This is a genomic window from Glycomyces albidus, from assembly GCF_009451885.1.
In the GTDB taxonomy this organism is placed as follows: Bacteria; Actinomycetota; Actinomycetes; order Mycobacteriales; family Micromonosporaceae; genus Glycomyces; species Glycomyces albidus.
This window is the reverse complement of sequence record NZ_WIAO01000043.1, coordinates 1-25495: the sequence shown is the minus strand read 5'-3', so window position 1 is coordinate 25495 and position 25495 is coordinate 1. Positions and strand designations below refer to the sequence as shown.

At 71.5% G+C, this 25495-nt stretch carries 21 protein-coding genes; 5 read left to right on the top strand and 16 right to left on the bottom strand.

Annotation, left to right across the window (positions count from 1 at the left end; genetic code table 11):
- Positions 1 to 8 precede the first annotated feature (8 nt).
- From GFD30_RS23145 to GFD30_RS23135, 3 genes are all read right to left on the bottom strand, one after another.
- On the bottom strand, positions 9 to 1103 hold the full coding sequence (locus GFD30_RS23145) for a DegT/DnrJ/EryC1/StrS family aminotransferase (protein WP_153027526.1): 1095 nt from the start codon (positions 1101 to 1103) through the stop codon (positions 9 to 11).
- Between the two features lie 137 nt (positions 1104 to 1240).
- Positions 1241 to 2965 (bottom strand): stealth family protein, encoded by a 1725-nt coding sequence (locus tag GFD30_RS23140; protein ID WP_153027525.1) that lies wholly within the window; start codon positions 2963 to 2965, stop codon positions 1241 to 1243.
- Between the two features lie 92 nt (positions 2966 to 3057).
- Entirely contained in the window at positions 3058 to 3855 is a 798-nt protein-coding gene (locus tag GFD30_RS23135) for a sugar phosphate isomerase/epimerase family protein (protein ID WP_322633535.1), read from the bottom strand.
- 63 nt (positions 3856 to 3918) lie between these two features.
- On the opposite strand from GFD30_RS23135, the gene GFD30_RS23130 reads away from it, so the two are divergent.
- Entirely contained in the window at positions 3919 to 4734 is an 816-nt protein-coding gene (locus GFD30_RS23130) for a hypothetical protein (protein ID WP_153027524.1), read from the top strand.
- A gap of 52 nt (positions 4735 to 4786) precedes the next feature.
- Here GFD30_RS23130 and GFD30_RS23125 read toward each other — a convergent pair whose 3' ends face one another.
- The 8 genes from GFD30_RS23125 to GFD30_RS23090 form a co-directional block, all read right to left on the bottom strand.
- Positions 4787 to 6517: a CDP-glycerol glycerophosphotransferase family protein gene (locus GFD30_RS23125; protein ID WP_153027523.1), complete on the bottom strand. Its 1731-nt coding sequence runs from the start codon at positions 6515 to 6517 to the stop codon at positions 4787 to 4789.
- Positions 6518 to 6597: 80 nt separating this feature from the next.
- Positions 6598 to 7293, bottom strand: a complete 696-nt coding sequence (locus GFD30_RS23120) for a phosphocholine cytidylyltransferase family protein (RefSeq protein WP_153027522.1) — start codon at positions 7291 to 7293, stop codon at positions 6598 to 6600.
- Positions 7294 to 7449: 156 nt separating this feature from the next.
- Positions 7450 to 8178, bottom strand: coding sequence for an IspD/TarI family cytidylyltransferase (locus GFD30_RS23115; protein WP_322633534.1), 729 nt, complete (start codon positions 8176 to 8178; stop codon positions 7450 to 7452).
- Between the two features lie 78 nt (positions 8179 to 8256).
- The gene (locus GFD30_RS23110; RefSeq protein WP_194202086.1) at positions 8257 to 9426 is read right to left on the bottom strand and encodes a glycosyltransferase family 4 protein; all 1170 of its coding nucleotides are present in this window, start codon (positions 9424 to 9426) and stop codon (positions 8257 to 8259) included.
- A gap of 197 nt (positions 9427 to 9623) precedes the next feature.
- A complete protein-coding gene (gene topA, locus GFD30_RS23105; protein ID WP_322633533.1) occupies positions 9624 to 12380 on the bottom strand; it encodes a type I DNA topoisomerase in 2757 nt (918 codons plus the stop codon).
- Positions 12381 to 12545: 165 nt separating this feature from the next.
- Complete coding sequence (locus GFD30_RS23100; protein WP_153027520.1) at positions 12546 to 14870, bottom strand: sodium-translocating pyrophosphatase; 2325 nt, start codon at positions 14868 to 14870, stop codon at positions 12546 to 12548.
- A 225-nt stretch (positions 14871 to 15095) separates the two neighbouring features.
- Positions 15096 to 15611 carry an ATP-binding protein gene (locus tag GFD30_RS23095; RefSeq protein WP_322633532.1) on the bottom strand — a complete coding sequence of 172 codons (516 nt, stop codon included), beginning with the start codon at positions 15609 to 15611 and terminating at the stop codon, positions 15096 to 15098.
- A complete protein-coding gene (locus tag GFD30_RS23090; protein WP_245712215.1) occupies positions 15608 to 15967 on the bottom strand; it encodes an STAS domain-containing protein in 360 nt (119 codons plus the stop codon). Before GFD30_RS23090 ends, GFD30_RS23095 begins: the two co-directional genes overlap by 4 nt.
- 159 nt (positions 15968 to 16126) lie before the next feature.
- Between GFD30_RS23090 and GFD30_RS23085 the strand changes: the two genes are divergently transcribed.
- Together GFD30_RS23085 and GFD30_RS23080 are read left to right on the top strand one after the other, a co-directional pair.
- Complete coding sequence (locus tag GFD30_RS23085) at positions 16127 to 18445, top strand: DEAD/DEAH box helicase (RefSeq protein WP_153027519.1); 2319 nt, start codon at positions 16127 to 16129, stop codon at positions 18443 to 18445.
- A gap of 295 nt (positions 18446 to 18740) precedes the next feature.
- Entirely contained in the window at positions 18741 to 18980 is a 240-nt protein-coding gene (locus GFD30_RS23080; RefSeq protein ID WP_153027518.1) for a type II toxin-antitoxin system HicB family antitoxin, read from the top strand.
- A 1-nt stretch (position 18981) separates the two neighbouring features.
- Here the strand turns inward: GFD30_RS23080 and GFD30_RS23075 are convergent, their stop codons facing one another.
- Entirely contained in the window at positions 18982 to 19572 is a 591-nt protein-coding gene (locus GFD30_RS23075) for an FABP family protein (protein ID WP_153027517.1), read from the bottom strand.
- A 267-nt stretch (positions 19573 to 19839) separates the two neighbouring features.
- Between GFD30_RS23075 and GFD30_RS23070 the strand changes: the two genes are divergently transcribed.
- Both GFD30_RS23070 and GFD30_RS23065 read left to right on the top strand, forming a co-directional pair.
- Positions 19840 to 20631, top strand: coding sequence for an HAD-IIA family hydrolase (locus GFD30_RS23070; protein WP_153027516.1), 792 nt, complete (start codon positions 19840 to 19842; stop codon positions 20629 to 20631).
- A 16-nt stretch (positions 20632 to 20647) separates the two neighbouring features.
- Positions 20648 to 21037 (top strand): DUF3263 domain-containing protein, encoded by a 390-nt coding sequence (locus GFD30_RS23065; protein WP_153027515.1) that lies wholly within the window; start codon positions 20648 to 20650, stop codon positions 21035 to 21037.
- Between the two features lie 208 nt (positions 21038 to 21245).
- Here GFD30_RS23065 and GFD30_RS23060 read toward each other — a convergent pair whose 3' ends face one another.
- The 4 genes from GFD30_RS23060 to GFD30_RS23045 all read right to left on the bottom strand — a co-directional run bounded on the left by GFD30_RS23060 (position 21246) and on the right by GFD30_RS23045 (position 24879).
- Positions 21246 to 22499, bottom strand: coding sequence for an APC family permease (locus GFD30_RS23060; RefSeq protein WP_153027514.1), 1254 nt, complete (start codon positions 22497 to 22499; stop codon positions 21246 to 21248).
- Positions 22500 to 22523: 24 nt separating this feature from the next.
- Positions 22524 to 23315 (bottom strand): phosphatase PAP2 family protein, encoded by a 792-nt coding sequence (locus GFD30_RS23055; protein ID WP_194202085.1) that lies wholly within the window; start codon positions 23313 to 23315, stop codon positions 22524 to 22526.
- 90 nt (positions 23316 to 23405) lie between these two features.
- Complete coding sequence (mdh, locus tag GFD30_RS23050; protein ID WP_153027512.1) at positions 23406 to 24356, bottom strand: malate dehydrogenase; 951 nt, start codon at positions 24354 to 24356, stop codon at positions 23406 to 23408.
- A 13-nt stretch (positions 24357 to 24369) separates the two neighbouring features.
- Positions 24370 to 24879 carry a zinc ribbon domain-containing protein gene (locus GFD30_RS23045; RefSeq protein ID WP_194202084.1) on the bottom strand — a complete coding sequence of 170 codons (510 nt, stop codon included), beginning with the start codon at positions 24877 to 24879 and terminating at the stop codon, positions 24370 to 24372.
- Positions 24880 to 25495 lie beyond the last annotated feature (616 nt).

The following is a 25495-nucleotide window of genomic DNA, read 5'->3' as shown; positions in this document are numbered from 1 at the left end:
ATCTGCCACTAGTTCAGCTCCAAAGCGTTCACCGCGTCGACGACGCGATCCAGGTCCCCCGCGGTGAGCGAGGGGTGGACGGGAAGGGAGAGGACCTCCGCGGCGGCGCGGTCGGTCTCGGGGAGGTCGGCGCCGAGGCCGACGTACGGGGCGAGCTTGTGGATCGGGATCGGGTAGTACACCGCCGAGCCGATGCCGGCCGCCTTGAGCTGCTCCAGCGCGCGGTCGCGCGCCTCGGCGGGGACGCGGACGGTGTACTGGTGGTAGATGTGGCGGGCGCCCGGGGCGACCGGCGGGGTCGTCACGGAGGTGATCCCGGCGTCGAGGCGGGCGGCGTTGGCGCGGCGCTGCTCGGTGAACCCGTCGAGGCGGCCGAGCTGGACGCGGCCGATCGCGGCCGAGACGTCGGTCATGCGCATGTTCGCGCCGACGATCTCGTTCTGGTACCGCTGCTCCATGCCCTGGTTGCGCAGCAGGCGCAGGGTCCGCGCGAGCTGGGCGTCGTCAGTGGAGACCATGCCGCCCTCGAGGGAGTGCATGTTCTTGGTCGGGTAGAAGCTGAAGGTGCCGGCAGCGCCGAAGGAGCCGACGGGGCGGCCGTCGACCTGGGCGCCGTGCGCCTGGCAGGCGTCCTCGAGGATCGCCAGGTCGTGCCGCTCGGCCAGCGCGGTGAGGCGGGTCATGTCGGCCGGGTGCCCGTAGAGGTGGACGGGCATGATCGCGGCGGTCTTGGGCCCGACGAGGGCGGCGGCCGCGTCGGGGTCGATGCAGAACGAGCCGGGCTCGATGTCGGCGAAGACCGGTTCGGCGCCGACGAGGCGGACCGCGTTGGCGGAGGCCGCGAAGGAGAACGAGGGCACGATGACCTCGTCGCCGGGGCCGATGCCCATCGCCATGAGGGCGAGCTGGAGCGCGGAGGTGCCGGAGTTGACGGCCACGCAGTGCGCGGTGCCGGAGACCTTGGTGAACTCCTCTTCGAAGGCGGCGACCTCGGGGCCCTGCACGACCATGCCGCTGCGCAGGACGGCGACGGCGGCCTCGATCTCCTCCTCGCCGAGGTAGGGCTTGGCGGGAGGAATGAAGTCCTGCTGGTCGTCTGGCATGCGTCCCCCTGGGTGGTGTCGGGTGGGCCTAGGCTGATGCGCCGTTGATGATACAGACGCAACGGTTGGTAAACGAACCGAGAACCCTGGTGGTTGCATCGGCGGCGGTCGGATCACAATGCGGTCGCATCGCCTGCTCAGGACCGCTCGTAGGGCGAGGGGAACGGGAAGTACGCCTCGAGGAATCCGCGCACCATGGCGCGCACCTCGGCCTCGCGCTCGGGGACGGGTTCGACCTCGTTGAGGCAGAAGAACTCCCCGTCGCGGGCGGCGAGGATCCCGGCGAGGCGCTCGGGGGCCGCGGGGTCGTAGATGTCGACGTAATGCAGCTTGGACCGGCCGGGGACGGCCCGTCCGGTGAGCATCGCGTAGTGGTGGTGGAGCATCGCGGCGAACTCGATGTCGCGCGGGTCGCGGAAGCGGGAGCGGCTGGTCGCGTCCACGGCGTCGGCGTACCGCTTCTCGAGCTCGTAGAGGACGGGCCGCAGCTGCGGGTGCGGGATGTGCTTGAACTTGCGGGTGATGAAGCGCCCGAAGTCCGGTTCGAGGAGCGCGCGGACGTTCTTGCCGGCCGAGTTGGGGGCGGAGTCCTCGGGGCGGACGGCGCCGAGGCCGATCTGCAGGGGCGAGAACGGCAGCTGCGCGATGCCGTTGGCGTGGAAGAACCGCTCGGCCTGGCTGGGCTGTCCGAAGAACAGGTCGTCGTTGAGGACCAGGTAGTGGTCGCTCAGGCCCTCGATGTGGTGGAGCTGGGTGGCGATGGCGTGCGAGCTGAAGACCGGCAGCGCGGACGGGTCGGCGAAGATCTCGGCGTGGTCGACGACGGTGACGCCGTCGTGGCCGGTGTCGAGCCAGTCCGGGGTCTGCCCGGCGGTGACGATGTAGACGTGCCGGATGAACGGCGCGAACGCGTGGAGCGACCGCAGCGAGTACTTGAGCTCGTCGCGGCTGGTGTACCGGGAGGCCCCGCCGAGGTGGGCGTGCTCGGCGGCGTCGCCGCCGAGGTACCGGGCGCGCTCGGCGGCCCAGGCGGGGTCGTCGCCGTCGACCCACATGTAGACGGCGTCGACGGGGAAGTCGACGTCGTCGGCGAGCTTGCGGGTGAACGGCTCGAAGGTCGGGTACTCGCGGCCGCCGACCTCGCGGTGCGCGGGGACGCGCGCCTCGGCGGGCAGCACGTCGGCGACCCGGTTGGGGCGGGGCCCGACCCAGGCGCCGGCGAACATGGCCGCGGGGATGCGCACGCGGACCCGGTCGAGCTTGCGGTCGAAGTCGGGCTGGGCGGCGAACTCCTCGCCGTCGCGCCAGAACTCGACGTCGCAGCCGTAGTCCAGCCCGGCCAGCACCTGGCCCTGCGGGCCGAGCCCGATGCGCGCGAACCGGATGGTCTGGGCGTTCTTGACGGCCGTCGGCAGCGCGCCTTCGGCGTACATGCCGCGGGCGGTGCACCGCTCGCCGCTGAAGCGGGCGGCGTAGACGTCGCCGTCGCCGTACCGCTCGCGCATCGATTCGAGGAACGCCTTCTTGTCGGCCTTGCGCAGGCCGACGACGTGGCGGACCGGCGAGTGGCCGGGGACGAGGAAGTACTCGAGGCCGGCGGCCTCGGCGGCGGCGACGACGAGCCGCAGGTTCGCCTCGGCGGCGCCGGCGGCGGTGAAGTCCTCGGCGATGCGGCCGATCACGGCGCCGTGGGGCCCCTCGGCGGCCCGGAGGCCCGGGTCGGCGGCGAGGAGGGCGCGGCGCCGCTTGGCGGCCCTGGCGCCGTCGAGGCCCTCGCGGACCCGCTTGCGCACCGGCGCGGGGAGCACGCGGCCCACCGCGTGCCGGACTGCGGCTCGGGGGCTGCGCCCTTCACCGGTCATGGTTCCTCCTATTGCGCCTCATCGCGACCGCTCCTGATAATACAGACGGAACAGGGCGTTAACGCGGGGCGAACACCGGGAGGCCGGAGCGCTCACGGCCGCCGGTCGGCGGCGAGCGCGTCGCGCGCGAACTTGAGCGATTCGGCGAGGTCGGCGGCCCGGCGGGTGCGGTTCCCGGACTTGCGGGTGGAGACCTCGACGGTGATCGAGCCGTCCCAGCCGCCGCGGCCGAGCGCGCCCAGGAGCTCCGCGCACGGCTGCTTGCCGCGCCCGGGCACCAGGTGCTGGTCCGCGCCGGGCTCGTTCCCGTCGCACAGGTGGATGTGCCTGAGGCCCTTGCCCATCCGGTCGGCCATCGCGATGGCGTCGGCACCGGAGGCGGCGCAGTGCGACAGGTCGAGCGTGTACGCGTCGTAGCCGTGCCGGGTCGGGTCCCAGTGGGGCCGGTAGGGCACGAGGTTCCGCTTGCCGAGCCTGAGCGGGAACATGTTCTCGACCGCGATGGTCACGTGCGGGTAGCGGGCCCGCAGGCCGTCGAGGACGGTGGAGAACTTCGCGGCGTAGTCCCGCTGCCACGAGAACGGCGGGTGGATCACGACCGTGGGCGAGTCCAGGTACTCCGCCGCCTGCACCGAGCGGCGCAGCCGCGTCCACGGGTCGGAGCTCCACACCCGCTGCGTGACCAGCAGGCACGGGGCGTGGACGGCGCCGATCTTGACGCCGTAGTGCTTGGCGAGACTGGCGGCGGCCGCCGGGTCCTGGGAGACCCGGTCGGTGAAGACCATCAGCTCGACCCCGTCGTACCCGAGCTCCGCGGCCAGTTCGAAGCCGACTGCGGTGGGTTCCGGGTAGACGGAGGTGGTCGACAGCAGAACCGGCACATGCGTCACGACACCAGGGTACGCCGCGCCCGGTGTCCGTTCCGGGCGCCGGTGGCCGGGTACGGTTGACCGATGACCGACGAGGTGGGCCTGGACTTCGACCGCGAATGGGTGGAGTTCTTCGACCCCGACGATCCCGAGACCCTGGTGCGCGCGGACCTGACCTGGCTGCTGTCGCGCTGGGGGTGCATCTTCGGGCGGCACCCGGAGGCCGGCGGCTGCCCGGGCATCGAGGCGGGGCAGCCCGCCGACGGCTGCTGCCTGCACGGGGCCTTCTACACCGACGAGGCCGACATCAAGCGCATCAAGCGGAGCGTGAAGCGGCTGACGCCCGAGACGTGGCAGCTCCACCGCCCGTGGCGCGAGACCATCGTCGACGACACTCTCGAGAACGACGACGGCGAAGAGGAGCCCGCGAAGAAGACCGCCGTCGTCGACGGCGCGTGCGTCTTCCACAACCGCGAGGGCTTCCCGGGCGGCACCGGGTGCGCGCTGCACCAGCAGGCGATCCGCGACGGCGTCCACCCGATGGCGTACAAGCCGGAGGTGTGCTGGCAGCTCCCGGTCAAGCGCGACTTCAAGACCGAGCACCGCGCCGACGGCCGGGACGTGTCGGTCACGCTCATCACCGAGTTCGACCGCGCCTCGTGGGGCCCCGGCGGCCACGACTTCGACTGGTGGTGCACGAGCTCGCCGCTGGCGCACACCGCCGCCGAGCCGGTCTACCGCTCGTACGAGACCGAGCTGATCGAGCTGCTCGGCCCGGCCGCCTACGGGCGGCTCGCGGAGCTGTGCGAGCGGCGCGAGAAGCTCGGCCAGGTCGCGCCGCACCCGGCGACCGCGCGGGCCGCCTCGGTCCGGCTGCCGGCCCCCGCCCGGCGCCGCTGAGGCGCGCTCCGGGACCCGTCCAGGACGCCGCAGGGCCCGGGACGCGGGGCCGCTAGGACGCGAGCGCCCCGTCGCGCACGTCGAGCACGTCGAGCGCCGAGTCGCCCGCCGCGGTCTTGCGTACCGGCTTGGCGTACGTGGCCTTCACTTCGGCGGTGAACACGTCGACGAGGTCCCCGGGCTTGATGTCGCCCAGGTAGTACTCGCGGACCTCCGCGCGCAGGTCGGCCTTCGAGTCGGTGATCAGGAGCTCGTCGAGGACCTCCTCGATGTTCCCGGCGTCGGGTTCGAGCAGGTACGCGGCCTTCGCGAGCGGGAACTCCTCCAGGTACCGGTCCCCGAAGCCCTTCGGGTCGGTCATCGCGAACGCGCGCCCGCCGTACAGCCAGTCCGAGGCGGTGCCGCTGATGTCGGAGATCGCGGCGTCGGCGGCGTTGATGCACTGCGAGAGCGTCACCTTGGTCTCGGCCTGCGCGCCCCACAGGTGCGGGCGGCCGGTCTTGGCGGCGTCGGCGGCCACCATGGCCTTGATCTCCTCGGCGATCGCCTGGTAGGCGGCGTTCGTCCTCGTGTACGGGTGGGTCCGGAAGATGACGTTGACGTCCCGCTTGAGCAGCGCCTCGACGATCTTCTTGCCCTGCTTGAGGGACGAGTAGTTGACGTCGGCGGTCAGGCCGGTCCAGGTCGGCGTGTACAGGACCGTCCGGCGCTCCTCGGGGAGGCGTTCGCGCTGGTCGACCTGGATGTCGTGGAGCTGGGGGCGGCCGATCCGCCGGAACTTGTAGTTGGGGATGTCGACGCCGTGGCGGTGGTAGCGGTCGACGCCGGCCTGCCCGGCCACGAACACCCGGTCGTACATGAGCGAGACCGGGCTGCGGCTGATGGCCTTGTCGGAGTCGCCGTGCATGAGCTGCACGTGGATGTACTTGTCGAGCTTGATGAGCTGCGCGTTCTTGACGGCGTGGTTGACGTAGAAGCAGGCGCGGACGCTCTCGGGGAGGATCGAGTCGAGCACCGACTGCGCGGGCACGAGGACCACGGGGGCCTTGGTGCGCTTGACGATCCCGTTCCACAGGTACTGGTCGCGGATGAGGATGACGTACGGGTCGCCGATCCGCTCGAAGTACGGCAGCCACATCGTGAGCTGGTACTCGGAGGCCTGCGCGCCGGCGAAGTGGATGACGAACTTCGGCTGGAGCCTGGTGACGGCGGTCATGACGCGGCCGTCGACGGGGTGCGATTCGCGCCTGCGGTGCAGGTAGCCGCTGAGGACCGCGATGCCGACCCAGCCGAGGGCCGCCGCGGCCGCCGCCGCGGCGGCGAGGTCGGTGCCGAGCGCGTACGCGGCCGGGACCAGCGGCGCGAGCGCGTACACGACGTTGACGGCGTTGGTGAGGCCGGCGATCTTCGGCGGGGTGAACCAGATCTCGCGGGTGGAGCGCTCGATGTCGAGGTTGGCGGTCTCCAGGAAGCCGACGTTGAGCGCCCGGTTGACCACTTCGGAGACGGCCAGGTAGCAGGTGATGGCGAGCCCGGCGAGGAGGAGCGGCCACCGCTCGAGCCCGCCGGAGTACCACAGCTCGATGAGGATCGCGAGGGCGGCGAGGACCCGGGGGACGCGCTGCGTCGCGAGCCCGATGCGCTGCCAGGCTATGCCTGCGAAGACCGCGAGCGCGAGGCCGAAGGCGATCCAGGGCCTGCCGGTCTGCACCACTGCGGCGAAGACGGCGGCGATGGCCAGCAGGTTCAGTCGGATGGGCCAGGAATTCAGCAGTCTCTTCAACGCGCCTTGCCTCGGATTCGGTCTCGCGGGGGCTGTGCTGCCACTACTTGTAGATCACCGGTGTCACTGCGCCGGTTCCGCTATTTGAAGTGCTCGTTAACGCTGTTGAGGTCCTCGGCGAAGTCGACCTCGATGACGTTGTGCTGGGAGATGTCGACGGCTTCGAACTTCAGGCCGTCCTTCTCGATGGCGAGCTCGATGCCGCCTTCGAAGTACTCCTGGTCGTCGACTTCGGCGAGCCGCTTGGCGACCAGGGCCCGGTCGTCGGCGGAGACGTAGTTGATGCCGACGGCCTCGCCGAGGGCGCCGTCGGTGACCCGCTTGGACAGCTTGTTGATGTAGCCGTCGGCGCCGAGGGTGTACTTGACCTCCTCGTCGGAGACCTTCGCGGTGTTGACGGCGATGAACGAGTGGTCCATCGCGATGTGCGGCAGGAGCACGTCGAGGACCTGCGGGTCGAAGACGACGTCGCCGTTGAGCCACAGGACGCCGCCGGGGCCGAGGATGGTGAACGCCTTGAGGAGGCTCTTGGAGGTGTTGGTGTCGCCGTACGCCTGGTTGTAGATGAAGCCGACGTCGGGCACCTCCTCCATGATCATCTCCTTCTTGTAGCCGACGACGAGGTGGATCGAGTGGCGGCTGAACCGGGAGGTGAGCAGTCGCAGCGAGCGGCCGAGGATGGTCTCGCCGGTGTTCAGGGCGGTGAGCGACTTGGGGTGGGGCTTGCCGAGCCGGGAGCCGACTCCGGCCGCCAGGATCACGATGTTCGTGGACATGTCGAGTGCCACCTCGTTCGGTTGGGATGCTGGATTGGTGGAGTTTACCTACTTGAACAGGCGATTACGCAAAGCCCAACGGGCGGTGGATGCGGGGGTCACAGGCGGCGCCGGCCGTCTCGCGGCGCGTCCCCGGACCGGAGCGGACCGTGTCGGTCACGCCCTGAGCAGGGCTTCCGCCAGCAGCAGGTCCGCCGGTTCGGTCACCTTCAGGTTGCGCTCCGAGCCCGCGACGGTGCGGACCGGGACGCCGGGGCGGAACCGCAGGACCACGGAGCAGTCGTCGGTGGGGACGAACGCCCGGTCGGCGGCCGCGTCGGCATGGGCGGCGGCGATGAGCCCGAGGCGGAACCCCTGCGGGGTCTGCACCCGGGCGAGCCGCGAGCGGTCGGGGACGGCGGTGATGCGGCCGGAGTCGATGCGGCCCGAGTCGACCTCGACGACGGTGTCGGAGGACGGGATCGCGGCGGTCACGGCTTCGCAGTCGTCGAGTGCGGCGACGACATCGGCGATGATGCGTCCGGACACGAGCATGCGGGCGGCGTCGTGGAGCAGCAGCCGCGCCTCCGGCCCGATCCCGGGCTGGGCCTGGGCCCAGCGGATCGCGGCGACCGAGGACGCCGCGCGGGTCGCGCCGCCCCCGATCACGGCCGAGAGTTTTGTCACATTTGCGGATTTGGCGATGGTCCAGGCCGCTTCGTGGTGCCCCTCGGCCATCACCAGGACGATCCGGTCGACCGCTCCGCTCGCCTCGAACGCCTCCAGGGTGTGCTGGAGGATCGGCTTGCCCGCGACCGGCAGGAGCTGCTTGGGGAGGGCGGCGCCCATGCGGGCGCCGGTCCCCCCGGCGAGCACTGCCGCGATCGTCGGCTGGTCGGTCGGCACGGCGGTTCTCCCGGGGTCGGCGGTCGTCTGCCGCCCCAATCTACGGTCCCGGGGCACCGGTCCCGCGCAGGCCCGCCGCTACGCGGCCTTGGCCAGGACCTTCTCGAACACGGCCACGTGCCGGCCGACGACCTGCTCGGGCTCGAACCGCCGGGCGGTCTCCATCCCGGCGTCGGCGAGCTTGCGGCGCAGGCTCGGGTCCGACATGAGCCGCCGCAGCGCCGCGGCCAGCTCCTCCGGCTTCCCGGCCGGCACGAGCAGGCCGTTCTCGCCGTCCTGGATGATCTCCAGCGGGCCGTGCTTGACCGCGCTGCACACCACCGGCAGCCCGGCGGCCATGGCCTCGACGATGACGAGCCCGAACGGCTCGAACCGCGACGGGATCGCCGCGATCGACGCCCGCTGCCACTCCGCGTCCAGCGGCGTGACCGGCCCGGGCAGGTCGATCCGGTCGGCCAGTCCCAGCTCGGCCGCCAGGGCCTTGAGCTTGTCCTTGTTCGGGCCGCGCCCGAAGATCTTCACCCGCCAGTCCGGGAACTCCTCGGCGAGCTCGGCGAACGCGCGCACGAGCGTGTCCATGCCCTTCATGCCCGTGAGGCGCCCCGCGGTCATGATGAGCGGCTCGGTCAGCTCCGACGGCGGCCTCGGGCTGGCCGGGATCGAGTTCGGCACGCACGCGATCTTGTCGCCCAGCTCCGGGAACGCCGCCCGGTACGCCTTGGCGTCGGCCTCGGTGATGGTGACGATCGCGTCGAACGCCGGGTAGTGCTCGTCGATGTGCTTGCGCACCGGCGGCTTGTAGTGGTCGAGGTACATGTGCTCCTGCGCGACCATCGCGTACGCCCCGGGGCGCCCGTACCGGGCCATGTACAGGTTCACCGAGACCTGCGTGCCGACGACCACGTCGGTGTCGAGCGTCTTGAGGTACCGCCTCACCTTGCGGTCGAGGAGCTTCGACGACTCGCCCTGGTTGTTGATCTTGTCGGCGTCGAGGAACGACGGCTGCTTCGCCTGGAGGCGCTGGAGCAGCGAGAGGCGCTCGCCGCCCTTGGCCGGCTTGCGGACGTCCCACAGGTTCACGACCTTGATCCGCGGGTCGATGGCGAAGTCCGGCTTCGCCTTGTGCCGCACGAAGGACGCGATCGTCACGTCGTGGCCCAGGTCCACCAGCGCCTCGGCGGTGTTCAATGTGGTCTTGATGGTCCCGCCGATGCCCCAGATGTTCCGGACCAGGAAGGTGATTCGCATGTGCTCGAAGCTCGCTTTCGAAGAGTGCCGCCATCGGGCACGACGGACGGCCGGGGCCCGGCGCCCGGGCCCGCACTGCCTTGACGCGCCGGCGACCTGATCGGGTTGCACCGGCCTGTACGCCAGTTTACGGAGCATTGAACCGGAGGTGGACGCAGAGCACCGAACGGCGGCGGGCGGCCCGCGGGCCGCCCGCGCTACTCGGCCTTCTTCGCGGCCTTCTTCGCGGCCGTCTTCTTGACCGCGGTCTTCTTCACCGCGGTCTTCTTGGCGGCCGTCTTCTTGGCCGTCGCCTTCTTCGCCGTCTTCTTCGCGGCGGTCTTCTTGGCCGCCTTCTTCGCGGTCTTCTTCGCCGGGACCGCGCCCGAGGCGACCTTCTCTCGCCGCTCGGCGAGCAGCTCGGCGGCGCGGTCGATCGTCAGGTCCTCGACCGAGTCGGTCTTGCGGATCGAGGCGTTGGTCTCGCCGTCGGTCACGTACGGGCCGAAGCGCCCGTCCTTGAGCGTGACCTCCTTCCCGGTGACCGGGTCGGGGCCGAGCTCCTTGAGCAGGGTCTGCGCCCGCTGCTGGCGCCCGCGCGACTTCGGCTGCGCGAGCAGCTTCTCGGCCTCCTCGAGCGTGAGCGTGAACAGCTGCTCCTCGCGGTCGAGCGACCGGTAGTCGCGGCCCTTCTTCACGTACGGGCCGTGCGGGCCCAGGCCGGTGCGGATCTCCTCGCCCTCGGCGTCCTTGCCGACCAGGCGCGGCAGCGTCAGCAGCTTCACGGCGTCGTCGAGCGTCAGCTCGGAGAGCTTCTGCCCGGTCAGCAGCGACGAGGACTTCTCGCCGCTCGTCACGTACGGGCCGTACCGGCCGCTCTTGGCGAACACCGGCTCGCCGGTCTCGGGGTGGGTGCCGAGCTCGCCCTCGGCCGAGCCGAGCTCGTACAGCTCCTCGACCTTCGCGGGGGTCAGCTCGTCGGGGGCCACGGACTCGGGGACCGAGACGCGCTCGCCCGGCTCGCCGGCCTCGGCCTGCGCCGGCGTGGTCCGCTCGAGGTAGGGCCCGTACCGGCCGACGCGGGCGACGACCTGGCGCTGCTGCTCGTCGGTGTGGAGCGGGATCGAGTTCACCTGGCGGGCGTCGATCTTGGCGAGCTCCTCCTCGACCATGTGCCGCAGCCCGCCCGAGGCCGCGACGGTGCCCTCCTTGTCCTGGCCGCCGAAGTAGAACTTGCGCAGGAACTCCTCGCGGGACTCCTGCCCGGCGGCGACCTCGTCGAGCTCGTTCTCCATGCCCGCGGTGAAGTCGTAGTCGATCAGGCGCGGGAAGTGCCGCTCGAGGAGCCCGACGACCGCGAACGCGCGGAACGCCGGCACGAGCGCCTGGCCCTTCTTGAACACGTACTCGCGGTCCTGGATGGTCTGCATGATCGACGCGTACGTCGACGGGCGGCCGATGCCGCGCTCCTCGAGCGCCTTGACCAGGCTCGCCTCGGTGTAGCGGGCCGGCGGCTGGGTGGTGTGCCCGGCCGCTTCGAGGCCGCGCTCGGCCAGGTGCTGCCGCTCGGCCAGCTCGGGGAGGCGCTTCTCCGCGTCGTCGGCGTCGCCCTCCTCGATCGACTCGACGTAGGCGAGCAGGAAGCCCGGGTTCGTGATGGTCTTGCCGGAGGCGCCGAAGTCGGCCTCCTCCCCCGAGGTCGTCACCGCGCGGGCCCGCACGGACGTCGAGTTCCCGGTCGCGTCGACCATCTGCGAGGCGAGGGTGCGCCGCCAGATGAGCTCGTAGACGCGGTACTCCTCGGCCGAGAGCTGGCCGCGCAGCTGCGTCGGGGTCTTGAACTGGTCCCCGGCGGGCCGGATGGCCTCGTGCGCCTCCTGCGCGTTCTTCACCTTCCTCGCGTAGTGGCGCGGCTCGGCCGGCACGTACTGGGCGCCGTACAGCTCGGCGGCCTGCGCGCGGGCGGCGTTGATCGCCGTCGCCGACAGGTTCGTCGAGTCGGTCCGCATATACGTGATGTGGCCGTTCTCGTACAGCCGCTGGGCGACCCGCATCACCTGCGCGCTCGAGAGCCGGAGCTTGCGGCCGGCCTCCTGCTGCAGCGTCGAGGTGATGAACGGCGGGTAGGGGCGGCGCCGGTACGGCTTCTTGTCGACCTTGAGGACGGTGAAGTCGCGCCCTTCCAGGCGCCCGGCCAGCCCGCGCGCGCCCTGCTCGTCGAGGTGGACGACGTTGCCCTTGGCGGTGCCGGTGGCCGCGTCGAAGTCCTTGCCGGTGGCGACCCGGTCGCCGTCCACGGCGATCAGGGTGGCCTTGAACCGCTGGTCGTCCGCAGTCGCGAGGTTCGCGGTGACGTCCCAGTAGTCGGCGGAGCGGAACGCCATGCGGGCGCGCTCGCGCTCGACGATGAGCCGGGTCGCGACCGACTGGACGCGGCCGGCCGACAGGCGCGGCATGACCTTCTTCCACAGGACCGGGCTGACCTCGTAGCCGTAGAGGCGGTCGAGGATGCGCCGGGCCTCCTGGGCGTCGACGAGGTCCTGGTTGAGCTCGCGCGGGTTCGCGGCCGCCTCGGCGATGGCCTGCGGGGTGATCTCGTGGAAGACCATCCGCTTGACCGGGATCTTCGGCTTCAGGGTCTCCAGGAGGTGCCAGGCGATGGCCTCCCCCTCGCGGTCCTCATCGGTGGCGAGGAAGAGCTCGTCGACCTCGGCGAGGTAGCCCTTGAGCTTCTTCACGTGCGCCGAGCGGTCGGGGTTGACGATGTACAGCGGCGCGAAGTCGTTGTCGACGTCCACGCCCAGCCGGGACCACGCCTTGTCCTTGTACTTCGCCGGGATCTCCTTCGCACTGCGAGGGAGGTCGCGGATGTGCCCGAGGGAGGAGTCGACGATGTAGCCGGCACCGAGGTACGAGGCGATCGTCTTGGCCTTCGCCGGGGATTCGACAATGACCAGGCGTTTGATATCCGGCACTGCTCCCACCGTTCACTCGGAAAATGCGCTCGATTCGTTACGGTAGCTCACGCTTCCGCAACACGTCCCCTGAGTATGAGTGTGCCCCGTTCCATTGGAACGGGGCACACGCCGTCATACAGGCCCGGAACCGCGCCGCTCGGGCGCGGTCACCGGGCGCGGCCGCTAGCCGACCTCGACCGACTCACGCTCGTCCCGGGCGCGGGCTTCCCCCGCCTCCACCACCGACGAGCGGCGCTTGGAGACGAGGATCGCGGCGACCAGGGCGGCCACGGCGAGGCCGGCGATGATCCAGCGGACGGGGCCGTCGGCCTCGGCGCCGACGCCCTCGACCGTGTAGACGACCACGGCCGGGGCGATGATGAGGCTCACCAGGTTCATGACCTTGAGGAGCGGGTTGATGGCCGGGCCGGCGGTGTCCTTGAACGGGTCGCCGACGGTGTCGCCGATGACCGCCGCGGCGTGGGCCTCGGAGCCCTTGCCGCCGTGGTTGCCGTCCTCGACGTCCTTCTTCGCGTTGTCCCAGGCGCCGCCCGAGTTCGCCAGGAGGATCGCCATGAGCACACCGGTCGCGATCGCGCCCGCGAGGTAGGCCGCGAGCGGGCCCACGCCGAGGCCGAAGCCGACCGCGATGGGCGCCGTGATGGCCAGCAGGCCCGGGGTCGCCAGCTCGCGCTGGGCGTCGCGGGTGCAGATGTCGACGACGCGCCCGTACTCGGGCCGCTGCGTGCCCTCCATGATCCCCGGGAAGCGCGCGAACTGGTCGCGGACCTCGTTGACGACCGCACCCGCCGAGCGGGCCACGGCGTTGATCGCCAGGCCGGAGAACAGGAACACGACGCTCGCGCCGATGATGAAGCCCACGATGTTCGCCGGGTCGGCGATGTTCAAGGTCTCGAACAGGGCCGCGCCGGCGAGGCCCTCGGAGGCCACGGCGTCGGTGTAGGAGCCGAACAGGGCGGTCGCGGCCAGGACCGCGGTCGCGATCGCGATGCCCTTCGTGATGGCCTTGGTGGTGTTGCCCACCGCGTCCAGGTCGGTGAGGGTGCGCGCCGCGTCGCCCTCGACGTCGCCGGACATCTCGGCGATGCCCTGCGCGTTGTCGCTGATGGGCCCGAAGGTGTCCATCGCGACGATGACGCCGACGGTGGTCAGCAGGCCGCAGCCGGCCAGGGCCACCGCGAACAGGCTGATGAGGATCTCGCCGCCGCCGAGCAGGTACGCGCCGAGCACCGCGGCCGCGATGAGCAGCGCCGAGTACACGGCCGACTCCAGGCCGAGCGAGAAGCCCGACAGGATGTTCGTGGCCGCGCCGGTGCGGGTCGAGGCCGAGACCGCCCGGGTGGGCTTGTAGCGGGTGTCGGTGTAGTAGCCGGTGAGGAACATGATCGCGGCGGCCAGGGCGATGCCGATGACGACCGAGACGATCGCGAGGACCTGCGGGCCCACCGGGACCGCGGACGTGTCCACATCGGTCCCCAGCGCCGACCATTCGGCCGGGACGTACATGAGCACCGCGACCGCCGTCAGCGCGGCCGACACGACCGCGGAGATGTAGAACGCGCGGTTGATCGCGGTCAGGCCCGAGGCGTCGGAGGCGCGCATGCGGGTGATGATCACGCCGAGGATCGCGCAGACGATGCCGACCGAGGCGACCAGCAGCGGCAGCACCAGGCCGGTCTCGCCGAAGGCGGCCCGGCCCAGGATGAGGCTCGCGACGAGCACGACCGCGTAGGACTCGAACAGGTCCGCGGCCATGCCGGCGCAGTCGCCGACGTTGTCGCCCACGTTGTCGGCGATGGTCGCCGGGTTGCGCGGGTCGTCCTCGGGGATGCCCTGCTCGACCTTGCCGACCAGGTCGGCGCCGACGTCGGCGGCCTTGGTGAAGATGCCGCCGCCGACCCGCATGAACATGGCCAGGAGCGCGGCGCCGAAGCCGAAGCCCTCCAGGACCACGGGCGCGTCGCCGTTGTAGATGAACACCACCACCGAGGCGCCCAGCAGACCCAGGCCCACGGTGAGGAACCCGACCACGCCGCCGGTGCGGAACGCCAGGTGCATCGCCTTCCGCGGTTCGCCGTCGCGGGCCGCGGAGGCCACGCGCACGTTCGCGCGGGTCGCCAGGCTCATCCCCGCCCAGCCGATGAACGAGCTGAACAGGGCGCCGACGATGAAGAACAGGCTCCGTCCGATGCGGACGTCGTTCCCTCCCTCGGCAGGCAGCAGGAAGAGCAGGACCACGGCGATGACGACGAAGATCCCCAGCGCCTTGAACTGGCGGCGCAGGTAGGCCGAGGCGCCCTCCTGGACGGCCCCGGAGATCTCCCGCATCTTGTCGGTGCCGGTGCCGGCGCCCAGGATGCTCTTGACGAGCGCCGCGGCGCCGCCGAGGGCGATCAGCGCCAGTGCGGCCGCGAGCACGACCAGGCTGAGGTTCGCGCCCTCGAGCGCGCCTACGCCCTCGTCGCCGTTGGCGAGCAACGTATGCATGTAGTTCCTCCGAATAGATTCATGGCATGGCTCGCGAGCTCCGCCATGGCGGAGGGGCCGCGCTGGCAGGGCGCGCTCCTCCGCGGACACGGGTAGGGCCGCGTGCGGGTGGCCCGCGGCCGTTGCCGCGCTTGGCGACGCGGCAGACATAACGTGCGGAGTGTAACGATGTGAGGGCGCTCGGAGTGGGTTCGGTCACGCCGCGGCGGCGGGGTGTCCGGGGCCTCAGTGGTCGGCCGCGGAGCCCGACCCGGGCAGGGGCCAGCTCATGCGCACCGTGGTGCCCCCGTCGGCGGTCGGACCGGTCACCACCAGGTCTTCCACCAGTCCGCCGAGGACGATGAGGGTGATCTCCTCCGAGAGGGTGTCCTCTTCGAGCGCGTCGTGATCGTTCGCTCGCGCATCGCCGCCGACGGCGCCCGCGCCGACCCGGTCGCCGGAGCGTGCGCGCAGATCCTGCGCGTTGTCGGTGATTTTCGCAACGAAACGGTCACCGATCGAAAACTCCACGCGCACGAGGTCGAGCAGTCCGCGGTCGCGGTGCCGCAGGACCGCGCGCGTGCACGCCTCGCCCACCGCTTGGCGCACCTCGTCGAGGAGCCCCGTGGCCACGCCCGCGTGCGCCGCGACGTCGGCGGCGACGAGCCGGGCGGCCCGCACGTAGGCGGCGGCCGGGGTGAAGGCGAACCGGACCGTCGTCGGCTCCGGTCGCCTGCCACGGTCGTGCTTGGAGCCGTTCACTCGCCGGGCACCGCTTCCCGGACGTCCAGGACCTTGTCGAGCCCCGTGAGGTCCAGGAGCTTGCGGATGCGGGGGTTCGCGCACACGACGACCAGGCTGCCGCCGGCGTCGGAGAGGCGGCGCCGGGCGCCGATGAGGACGCCCAGGCCGGTCGAGTCGCAGAACTCGGTCGGGGTCAGGTCGATGGCCACCCGCATGCGGCCTTCGGAGGAGAGCTGGCGGACCGCCTCGCGAAGCTGCGGGGCGGTGTACATGTCGATCTCGCCGGTGACGCTGATGACCGCGTACTCACCGACGGTCGACAGGCCCAGCCCCAGTTCGGGCTCGGGCGCGCCGTCGCCTGAAGTTCCCCTCACGCCGTTCTCCTAGCTGGCTGGAGTGTGTCTTGGCCCATAAGCGTACTGCGTTCCGAGTGGACCGGAGCCGGGAGCGTATGACCGGTATGCGGTCGGACGCCACCGGCCGCCGCGGGTCGGCCCGTCGGCGTTGTCGGTCCGCTGCGGCATCATTGCAGGATGCCCGCGGACCAGCTCATCGCCGCCCTCGACAGTGACGAGGGCGGGCTGCGCCATGTCCGGAAGCTCCCGGCCCGCGCGTCCGTGCGCGCCTCCTGGCCCGAATGGGTCCCCGACGTGGTGCGCAAAGCCTTGGAGGACACCGGGATCACCCTCCCGTGGCCGCACCAGGCCGAAGCGGCCACGCACGCGTTCGAAGGCCGCGACACCGTGATCGCCACCGGCACGGCCTCCGGCAAGAGCCTCGCCTACCTGCTGCCGGTCCTCACCGAGGCGGCCGCGGAAGGGCCCGGCCGCACGCTGTACCTCGCGCCGACCAAGGCGCTCGCGGCCGACCAGGCCCGCGCCGTGGCCGAGTTCGCCGTCCCCGGGCTCGTCCCGGCCATCGTCGACGGCGACACGCCGTTCGAGCACCGGCAGTGGGCCCAGCGCTTCGCGAACCTGGTCCTGTCCAACCCCGACCTCCTCCACCACTCGCTGCTCCCCCGCCACCGCATGTGGCGCTCGCTGCTCAAGGACCTCAAGTACGTCGTGGTCGACGAGTGCCACGTCTACCGGGGCGTGTTCGGCGCCCACGTCGCCCTGACGCTGCGCCGGCTGCTGCGCCTGGCCGAGCACTACGGCGCGAACCCGACGGTGATCGCGGCCAGCGCGACCGCGGCCGACCCGGCGGCGTCGCTGTCGGTCCTCACCGGACGGCCCGCGACGGCGGTGACGGTGGACTCGTCGCCGTCGCCGGGGGCGACGGTGGCGCTGTGGGAGCCGGTGACGTACGAGATCGACGGCGAGCCGCAGCAGGCGTCGACGTTGAGCGAGACCGCCCGGATGCTCGCGCAGCTGGTGCGCCGCGGGGTGCGCACGCTCGCGTTCGTGCCGTCGCGGCGGGGCGCGGAGATCGTTGCGGCCGAGGCGAAGTCGCGCCTGGGTGCGGATCCGGCGGCGGGCCGGATCGCGGCGTACCGGGCCGGGTACCTGCGCGAGCACCGGCGCGACCTGGAGGCGGACCTGCGGGAGGGTCGCCTGCTCGGGGTGGCGACGACGAACGCGCTGGAGCTGGGGATCGACGTGACGGGCCTCGATGCGGTGCTGCTGTGCGGGTACCCGGGGCGGCTCGCGTCGTTCTGGCAGCAGATCGGGCGGGCGGGCCGCGGGGACACCGAGGCGCTCGCGGTCATGCTCGCGAAGGACGACCCGCTCGACACGTACCTGGTGCACCATCCGGAGGCGATCTTCGACCGGCCGGTGGAGGCGAGCGTGTGCGACCCGTCGAATCCGTACGTCCTGGCCGGGCACCTGTGCCTGGCGGCGGAGGAGCTGCCGCTCAAGGAGGCCGACCTGGCGTCGATCCCGGGCAGCCGCGAGGTCGCCGATCAGCTCGTGGAGCAGAAGCTGCTGCGCAAGCGGGCCGGGGGCCGGTACTACTGGGTCGGGTCGGAGCGCCCGGAGGTGACGCTGCGCGGTTCGGGGCCGATGGGCGTCGACATCGCGGAGACGAGCACGGGCCGGCTGATCGGGACCGTGGACGCGGCCGCGTCGCACCGGCTGGTGCACCGGGGCGCGCTGTACCTGCACCAAGGCGAGTCGTACCTGGTGGACGACCTGGACTTGGACGAGGGCCTGGCGCTGGTGCACGCGGCGAAGCCGCCGTGGACGACGAGCGCGCAGGAGATCACGCATCTGGAGATCCTCTCGACGCGCGAGCGCCTGGAGATGGGCGACGTGACGCTGTGCCTGGGGGAGGTGGAGGTGACGTCGTGCGTCATCTCGTACCAGCGCCGCCGGCTGCCGTCGGGTGAGGTGATCGACACGCAGGCGCTGGACCTGCCGCCGCAGACGCTGCGGACGGTGGCGGTGTGGTGGACGGTGGATCCGGAGTCGCTCGATGGGCTGCGCGACCTCGCGGGTTCGCTGCATGCGGCCGAGCACGCCTCGATCGGGCTGCTGCCGCTGATCGCCACCTGCGACCGGTGGGACATCGGCGGGCTGTCGACGGCGGCGCACATGGACACCGAGCTGCCGACGGTCTTCGTCTACGACGGGCACCCGGGCGGGGCGGGCTTCGCGGAGCAGGCGTTCCGCAAGTGGACGGACTGGCTCTCGGCGACCCGCCAGGCGATCGCGGGCTGCGACTGCGCGGCCGGGTGCCCCTCGTGCATTCAGAGCCCGAAGTGCGGCAACGGGAACGAGCCGTTGAGCAAGCGCGGGGCGCTGACGCTGCTCGACAAGGTCTTGGCGGCGGGCGAGGGCCCGGTCACGGCGACGGTCTTCGGCCCCGAGGCCCCGAAGGCGGAGGACGACCTGTGGCCGGGTGACTTCTAGCTCGCACGAATCGCCTTCATGAAGTTATCCACAGGCATTGACCAGTGGGAATGCCATCATGACCGGTAGTTTTCCACAGGCGGGAAAACATTCCTTGAGTGTCTTGACGTTCTATGTAAAGCTTGCCCCAGTTTTGGTGTAGGTCGGCGGTGAGTGGGGGACCGCGCGGACCGCTGGAAGTCTCAGGGCGCGGGGTGGCTCCCGCGCCCGGGCACCTGCACCAGACCGTCGCGACTGCGGGAGCGGCCGGCCTCGCCACGGCCGGCCGCTCCCGCCAAACGAAGTGGAGCACGCGTTGCGCTACAAGGCGATCGCCGAGGCAGCGCCGGAAGGCGGCTGGGTCGTCGCGGTCCCGAGCCTGAAAGGCGCCGTCACCCAAGGCGAAGACCGGGCCGATGCCGAATTCATGGCGCGGGACCTCGTCGCCACGATCCTCGACACCCCAGTGGAGTCAGTCGAGATCACGCTCACGGAGGTCGGCGGCGGCGGTGTCGAGGCCGTCGTCGAGGCCTGGCACGCGAAGGAGTGGACCTGAGTCAGCCGGCGACGCGGTTGAGGCTGGCGCTGAGGTGGGGGCTCATCGGGTGGCCTTCTGCGGCCATCTCCTGGGCGTACATGAGGGCGCCTTCGACGATGCCGTAGAGGCGCTTGCCGGCGGTGACCTCCTTGGCCTGGGGGCTGCGGACGACGGCGTCGGTGGCGATCTCGATGCGGGTGCCGTCGACGTGCCCGTAGTAGAGGTCGAGGACGCCGGTCGGGTGGGCGAGGAGGACTTCGATCTCGGGGCGCTTGGGGTCCTCGCCCTTGACGACGCGCCACCATCCGATCTCCTGGGCGGCCGGCCGGATCGGCTTGCCGTCGGGGTCGATGATCCAGGAGCGGGACTCGTACCGCAGGAAGGGGCGGCCGTCGTGGAGGAACGCGGCCTCCTGGGCGAACAGGAAGTCGTCGCTGCCGGGGTAGCCGCCCTGCCCGCGGCCGCGCCAGCGGCCGACGAGCGGCAGGAGCGGCAGGAGGTCGTCGTGCAGGTTCGGGCCCTGCCGCAGGTCGTCGGTCTCCTCGAACGGGTAGGGCTCGACCTTCTCGAAGGTCGAGGCGAACTCCGCCGGTACGTCGCGCTCGCTCATTTGTTCCTCGCGGTTCGGATGGTCCAGTAGCCGAGTGCGCCCGCCATGGCCCCTGCGGCGATGACGAGCGCGGCGGTCAATGCCGTCTCCACGCGCACCACTGTACGTCCGCGCGCGTGCGGGTCCGCGTCACATCGGCGAGATGCGACCCAGTCCTCCGGGGCCGTAGCCGGTCCGTCGCGGCTTCCACGTTTCGGGACCGGGACCAGGAAGAACGATCCCGGCACGATCTCGTTTGCCAGGCGGCGGGCAAGGTATTCTTCGCGAATGTCAACCGATACTCCTGGACCCTTCGACAGCTGGCTCTCGGACATGGACGGTGTGCTCGTCCACGAGGGGGTGCCCGTTCCCGGCGCCAACAAGCTCATCGAGAAGCTCCAAACGGCGGGGAAGCGGTTCCTCGTCCTCACCAACAACTCCATCTACACGCCGCGGGACCTCCATGCGCGCCTGAAGAACTCGGGGCTCGAGGTCCCGGCCGAGAACATCTACACCTCGGCGATGGCAACCGCGGACTTCCTGCACTCGCAGCGGCCCAAGGCGTCGGCGTACGTCATCGGCGAGGCGGGCCTGACGACGGCGCTGCACGAGATCGGTTTCGTGCTCACCGATTACCGGCCGGACTACGTGGTACTCGGAGAGACGAGGCGGTACGACTTCGGGGCGCTCACCACCGCGTCGCGACTCATCAAGGCCGGGGCCAGGTTCATCTGCACCAACCCGGACACGACCGGCCCGTCGCTGGAGGGCATCCTCCCGGCGTGCGGCGCGGTTGCGGCGATGATCACCGCGGCCACGGGCGCCGAGCCGTACTTCGTGGGCAAGCCGAACCCGCTGATGATGCGGAACGCGTTGCGGCGCATCGGAGCCCACTCGGAGTCGACCGTGATGATCGGCGACCGCATGGACACCGACGTGCTGTCGGGCCTCGAGGCGGGCCTCGAAACGGTCCTGGTTCTGTCGGGGGTCACTGACACTATGGAGGAGGTCGAGCGCTACCCGTTCCGGCCCAACCACGTCAAGGATTCGGTCGCCGACCTCATCGACTGGATCGAGTGAGCAGCAAGGAGCACCCATGCCTCCCGGCCAACGCCCCGCCAGCAGAGTCACCCGCACCCGCCAGGAGGACGAGGAGGCGTTCGCACCCCAGCGGCCCTTCAGCGGCCCCGACGGACCGCAGCGGGAGGCCGCGCCCGCGCCGCGGCAGCCCGGCCCGCAGCGCACCCCGCGCGACCCCGAGTCGAAGCTCTCCGCCATGGAGTCCCGGATCCTCGAGTTCGAGGCGCGCTGGTGGCGCGCCTCGGGCGCGAAGACCCAGGCGATCGCCGACGAGCTGGAGCTCACTCCCGAGCGGTACTACCAGCATCTGGCGCGCCTCATCGACCACCCGGAGGCCGCCGCGGAGCAGCCGGCCGTGGTGCGGCGACTCCGGGCGGCGCGCGACGAGCGCCGCGCCGCCCGCTAAGCGGCGGCGCGCACCGCGCACACCTCGGGTCGGGGGCCGCGAGCCGCGCAACGGGTCTCGCGACTGTGCACCGCCCGGGCGAGCGGCGCTGCGAACCGGGCCGATCGCCGAACCTCGGACGAGGGAGCACCCGCTGTCCGATGGGCGATCCGACGGCGTGGACGGCGAGCCGGGGCGAAGCCGCCCGCGCCCGATCGGCGACCGCGCGTCAGGAGGACGCCGCGTCGCGGTTCCTCCTGCGGCGCTCCGTGAACCAGAACCACGCGGCCCCCGCGGCGAAGACCGCGAGGCCGCCGAGCACTGAGGACGCGGGCAGGCTCGCGGCCACCAGGGCGCATCCGGCCAGGCCGAGCCACGGCAGCGGCGCGCGCCGGTCGAGCGTGGCCGCGGAGGCGTTCGCGATCGCGTAGTACACGAGCACGCAGAAGCTCGAGAACCCGATCGCCCCCGCCAAGTCCAGGGTGGACACCAGGAGGAGCACGACGGCGCTCGCGGCGACCTCGGCGGCCCACGGGACGCCGAAGCGCTCCGAGACGGCCGCGAGCGGGCCCGGGAGCCGCCGGTCGCGGGCCATCGCGAGCGCGGTCCGGCCGATCCCCGCCAGGAGGCTCAGGAGCACCCCGGCCACGGCGATCCCCGCGCCGACCGCCACGAGCGGCTCGAGCGCGGGCGCCCCGGCGCCGGCCAGGTCCGCGAGCGGCGCGGTCGACTCGGCGAGCGTGCCCGCGCCGAGGACGCTCAGCGCCGTCACCGCCACCGCCGCGTACACGATCACGGTGGCGCCCAAGGCGATCGCGACCGCGCGCGGGATCGTCTTCTCCGGGCGGACCACCTCTTCGCCGAGGGTCGCGATGCGCGCGTACCCGGCGAACGCGAAGAAGATGAACCCCGCGGCGGTCAGCACGCCCCACGGGTGCGTGTCCCCCAGGGGCCGCGCGGCGACCGGGCCGGCGAGGCCGGCGGCGACGACCAGGGCGAGCACGGCGAGCGTGATGACCGCGAAGATCGCGGAGGCGAGCGCGGTCCGCTGGACCCCGAGGAGATTGACGGCGCAGAACGCGACGACCGCGAACGCGGCGAGCGCCCGCGGATGGTCCGGGAGCAGGTACGCGCCCAGCGTCAGCGCCATGGCCGCGCCCGAAGCGCTCTTGCCGACCAGGAAGCCCCAGCCGGCGGCGAACCCGGCGGCCGGGTGCAGCCGCACCGTCCCGTAGAAGTACGCGCCGCCCGACTGCGGGTACCGCGCGGCGAGGCGGGCCGACGAGCGGGCGTTGCAGTAGGCGATGAACGCCGCGATCGCCAGGGCCGCAAGGAGCCCCGGGCCCGACCCGGCGGCACCGGCGGCCGGCCCCCAGACGGCGAAGACACCCGCGCCGAGCATCGAGGCGAGGCCGATCGCGATCGCGGAGGGGAGGCCGAGTCGGCGCTGAAGGGGCGGCCGTGCCGGCGGCGGAGTGGGCATGCCTGGAAAGATACCGCGCCCGGTTTACGGAGCGGTGGCTGCGGAAACCGGCTCCCGGTAGCGCCGTTCGGGTTCGAGCCACAGCGGCAGGGCGACCGTCGCCCACGGGATGCGGCGCATGATCCGCATGATGACGACGCCGATGAACAGGCCCGCCAGGGAGTCGGTCAGCCAGTGATAGCCCAGGTACGTGGTCGAGAAGGCCACCACCACGACCGGGACGAAGAGGAGGACGCGCCGCTGCCAGGCGGTCAGGGCCGCGCCCACGAGCAGCACCACGAACCCGTACCAGATGATCGCGTTCACCACGTGCCCCGACGGGTACGCGCCGACGGCGGACTCGCCGAGCGCGCCGAGGTCGGAGCGGTCGGCGGCGTAGATGAGCGACTGCGCGGCGTCCGCGTACGGCCCGGGGTCGGGGCGCGGGAAGTGCGGGTAGACGCGCGGGAAGAACAGCTTGAGCAGCAGGACGAACCCGGCCATCCCGTACAGGACGAGGAATGCGAGAACCGGTCGCACCGTGTGGCGGCGGAACGCCAGGAGCGCCGCGAGCCCGAGCGCGATCGCGCTGATGATCCCGCCCTGCCCGAGCTTGTTCGTGTACACCAGGAGCGTGTCGAACCAGGGCGGGCGGTGGGCGTCGGAGAAGTCGCGGACCCAGATGTCGAGGTCGATCAGGGGAGTGTGGAAGGACGCCATGACCGTGCACACCGCGAGCGCGGCGAACATGACGATCTCGAGCCACCACGAGCCGGGCCGCTTCGCCGCGAAGGGCTCCCAGCCGGGGGGATCGATGCGCTGCCTGTTGACCGTCACGGGCGTAAGCCTAGCGACGCCGGATCGGCCGGAGGACAAGCGCCGCCCGGGACGCGTGAGGGCGGCCGCGGCCGCCCTCACGCGCATCGGTCACAGCTCGGCGACGTCGGCCTGCTTGGCGCGGACGGCCTCGGCGGCCGTCTTCAGGTTCGCGAGCTCATCGTCGGTCAGGGGGGTCTCGACGACCTCCTTGACGCCCTCGGCGCCGATCTTGGCGTTCACCCCCAGGTAGACGCCGGAGATCCCGTACTCGCCGTCGACCCACGCGCACACCGGCATGACCGCGCCGGAGTCCTCGGCGACGGCCTTGGCCATGCGCGCGGCCGCGGCCGACGGCGCGTAGTAGGCCGAACCGGTCTTGAGCAGGGCGACGATCTCGGCGCCGCCGTTGCGGGTCTTGGTGACCAGCTCCTCGACCTTGTCGGCCGGCAGCAGGTCGGTGAGCGGCTTGCCGTCGACGGACGACTGGCTCGGGACCGGGACCATGGTGTCGCCGTGCGAGCCGAGCGTCAGGGTCTTCACGGACTTGACCGGGACCTGGAGCTCCTCGGCCACGAAGTTCGTGAAGCGCGCGGTGTCGAGCATCCCGGCCTGGCCGAGCACCCGGTGCTTCGGGAAGCCGGAGGCGATCTGCGCCAGCGCGGTCATCTCGTCGAGCGGGTTCGACACCACGATGATCACGGCGTTCGGGGAGTGCTTGACCAGGTTCTCGGTGACCCCGCGGACGATCCGGGCGTTGACCTCGAGGAGGTCCATGCGGCTCATGCCGGGCTTGCGCGGCAGGCCGGCGGTGACGACGACGACGTCCGAACCGGCGGTCTTCTCGTACCCGTTGCCGTCGTTGTCGGTCGTGGCGCCCACGACCTTGGTCTCGAAGCCCTCGATGGAGCGGGACTGGTTCATGTCGAGAGCGATGCCCTCGGGCTTGCCCTCGACGATGTCGGTGAGGACGACCTCGTCGAAGATGTCGTACTCGGCCAGGCGCTGGGCGGTGGTGGAGCCGTAGAAACCGGCGCCTACGACCGTGACTTTCTTACCCATCGAATGCTGCTTCCTAGTATTGCCCGATGTCGGGCGGTTGGATGGTTCGCTCTCCGCACCTGCACATGCGCGCGGTGCTGGAGTCCTGGTCCGGCAGTCTGGACCGTCGGCGGTCGGTCCGCTCCTGCAAGATCCGCTTCACCCGCCGGTGCGGGGTCCACAGGGCGATGTCGGCATCACCGAGTCGTCGCAGGACGTTGACCGCTCCGGCATGGTCTGCCTTCCACACGGCCCCGCACTCAGTGCAGTGAAGCCGGTCCCCTTTGCTGACGCCGATGGCGTCCGATCCGGGGATGACTTGCGACGTGTAGGCGGCGTTGACCAGCCGCACCGCAGAACCTCTGCGGCCCGACACGGCTTCCAGCGCTTCGGCGGTGACCCCTTCGGTCCACCGCGCCAAGCGCCGGTTCGTGTTCTTCCCGAGCCGTTCTCGGCCGGTGAAGTCTTTCGTGAGGTCCTCGGCCGCGATCACCGCGGCCTTGTCGACGACCGCGTGCACCGCCTCGAACGTGGTGGTTCGCACCGCTGCCCGCCACGTGAGGGTTCGGCGGTCGCGCTTCAGGGTGCCGAGGTTCTCGGCTCGGATTCGAGCGGCCTTCGCACGGTTTCCGTGGGCATCGGCTCGCTCCGCCAGGGCCCTCAGTCTCGCCCGCCTGGAGTCGACGACGCTGGAGTGGTCTGATGCCGATGTCAGCAGTTCGCCGAGACGCGTTCCGTGGCGGATCCCGTCGGAAACGGCTTCGGAAGGAGCTGCAGAGCACGGCTGGGACGACGGCATTGCTGGCTTCGACCTCCCCTGCGAGTTGCGGCTACGACTTCACGTTATGACCCTGGTCTCGCACAGCGCATCCGGCCCCTCACCGGGTGGCGGAGACCTCTGCGGACGCGCGGTCGGGGCGGCGCGGCGGACCGCGGGCGGCGTCTATCCTGGGTCCGTCCCGATCCGAGGGAGCCTCCCGCCATGATCCCCTTCGCCGTCGTCTCCGCCGCCGCCGCGGGGTTCGCCGCCCAGCTCCTCGACGGCGCCCTCGGCATGGGCTTCGGCACCGTCGGGACCGCGGTCCTCGCCGGGCTCGGCCTGGCCCCCGTCGTCATCGCGGCGGCCGCGGCCGCCGCGTCGCTGGTCGCCGGCCTCATGA

Excerpts from the sequence above, each read along its gene's own strand:
- GFD30_RS23145 (WP_153027526.1), bottom strand. The coding sequence starts at position 1,103 with ATGCCAGACGACCAGCAGGACTTCATTCCTCCCGCCAAGCCCTACCTC.
- GFD30_RS23140 (WP_153027525.1), bottom strand. The coding sequence starts at position 2,965 with ATGACCGGTGAAGGGCGCAGCCCCCGAGCCGCAGTCCGGCACGCGGTG.
- GFD30_RS23130 (WP_153027524.1), top strand. The coding sequence starts at position 3,919 with ATGACCGACGAGGTGGGCCTGGACTTCGACCGCGAATGGGTGGAGTTC.
- GFD30_RS23120 (WP_153027522.1), bottom strand. The coding sequence starts at position 7,293 with ATGTCCACGAACATCGTGATCCTGGCGGCCGGAGTCGGCTCCCGGCTC.
- GFD30_RS23110 (WP_194202086.1), bottom strand. The coding sequence starts at position 9,426 with ATGCGAATCACCTTCCTGGTCCGGAACATCTGGGGCATCGGCGGGACC.
- GFD30_RS23100 (WP_153027520.1), bottom strand. The coding sequence starts at position 14,870 with ATGCATACGTTGCTCGCCAACGGCGACGAGGGCGTAGGCGCGCTCGAG.
- GFD30_RS23085 (WP_153027519.1), top strand. The coding sequence starts at position 16,127 with ATGCCCGCGGACCAGCTCATCGCCGCCCTCGACAGTGACGAGGGCGGG.
- GFD30_RS23075 (WP_153027517.1), bottom strand. The coding sequence starts at position 19,572 with ATGAGCGAGCGCGACGTACCGGCGGAGTTCGCCTCGACCTTCGAGAAG.
- GFD30_RS23070 (WP_153027516.1), top strand. The coding sequence starts at position 19,840 with ATGTCAACCGATACTCCTGGACCCTTCGACAGCTGGCTCTCGGACATG.
- GFD30_RS23065 (WP_153027515.1), top strand. The coding sequence starts at position 20,648 with ATGCCTCCCGGCCAACGCCCCGCCAGCAGAGTCACCCGCACCCGCCAG.
- GFD30_RS23060 (WP_153027514.1), bottom strand. The coding sequence starts at position 22,499 with ATGCCCACTCCGCCGCCGGCACGGCCGCCCCTTCAGCGCCGACTCGGC.
- mdh (WP_153027512.1), bottom strand. The coding sequence starts at position 24,356 with ATGGGTAAGAAAGTCACGGTCGTAGGCGCCGGTTTCTACGGCTCCACC.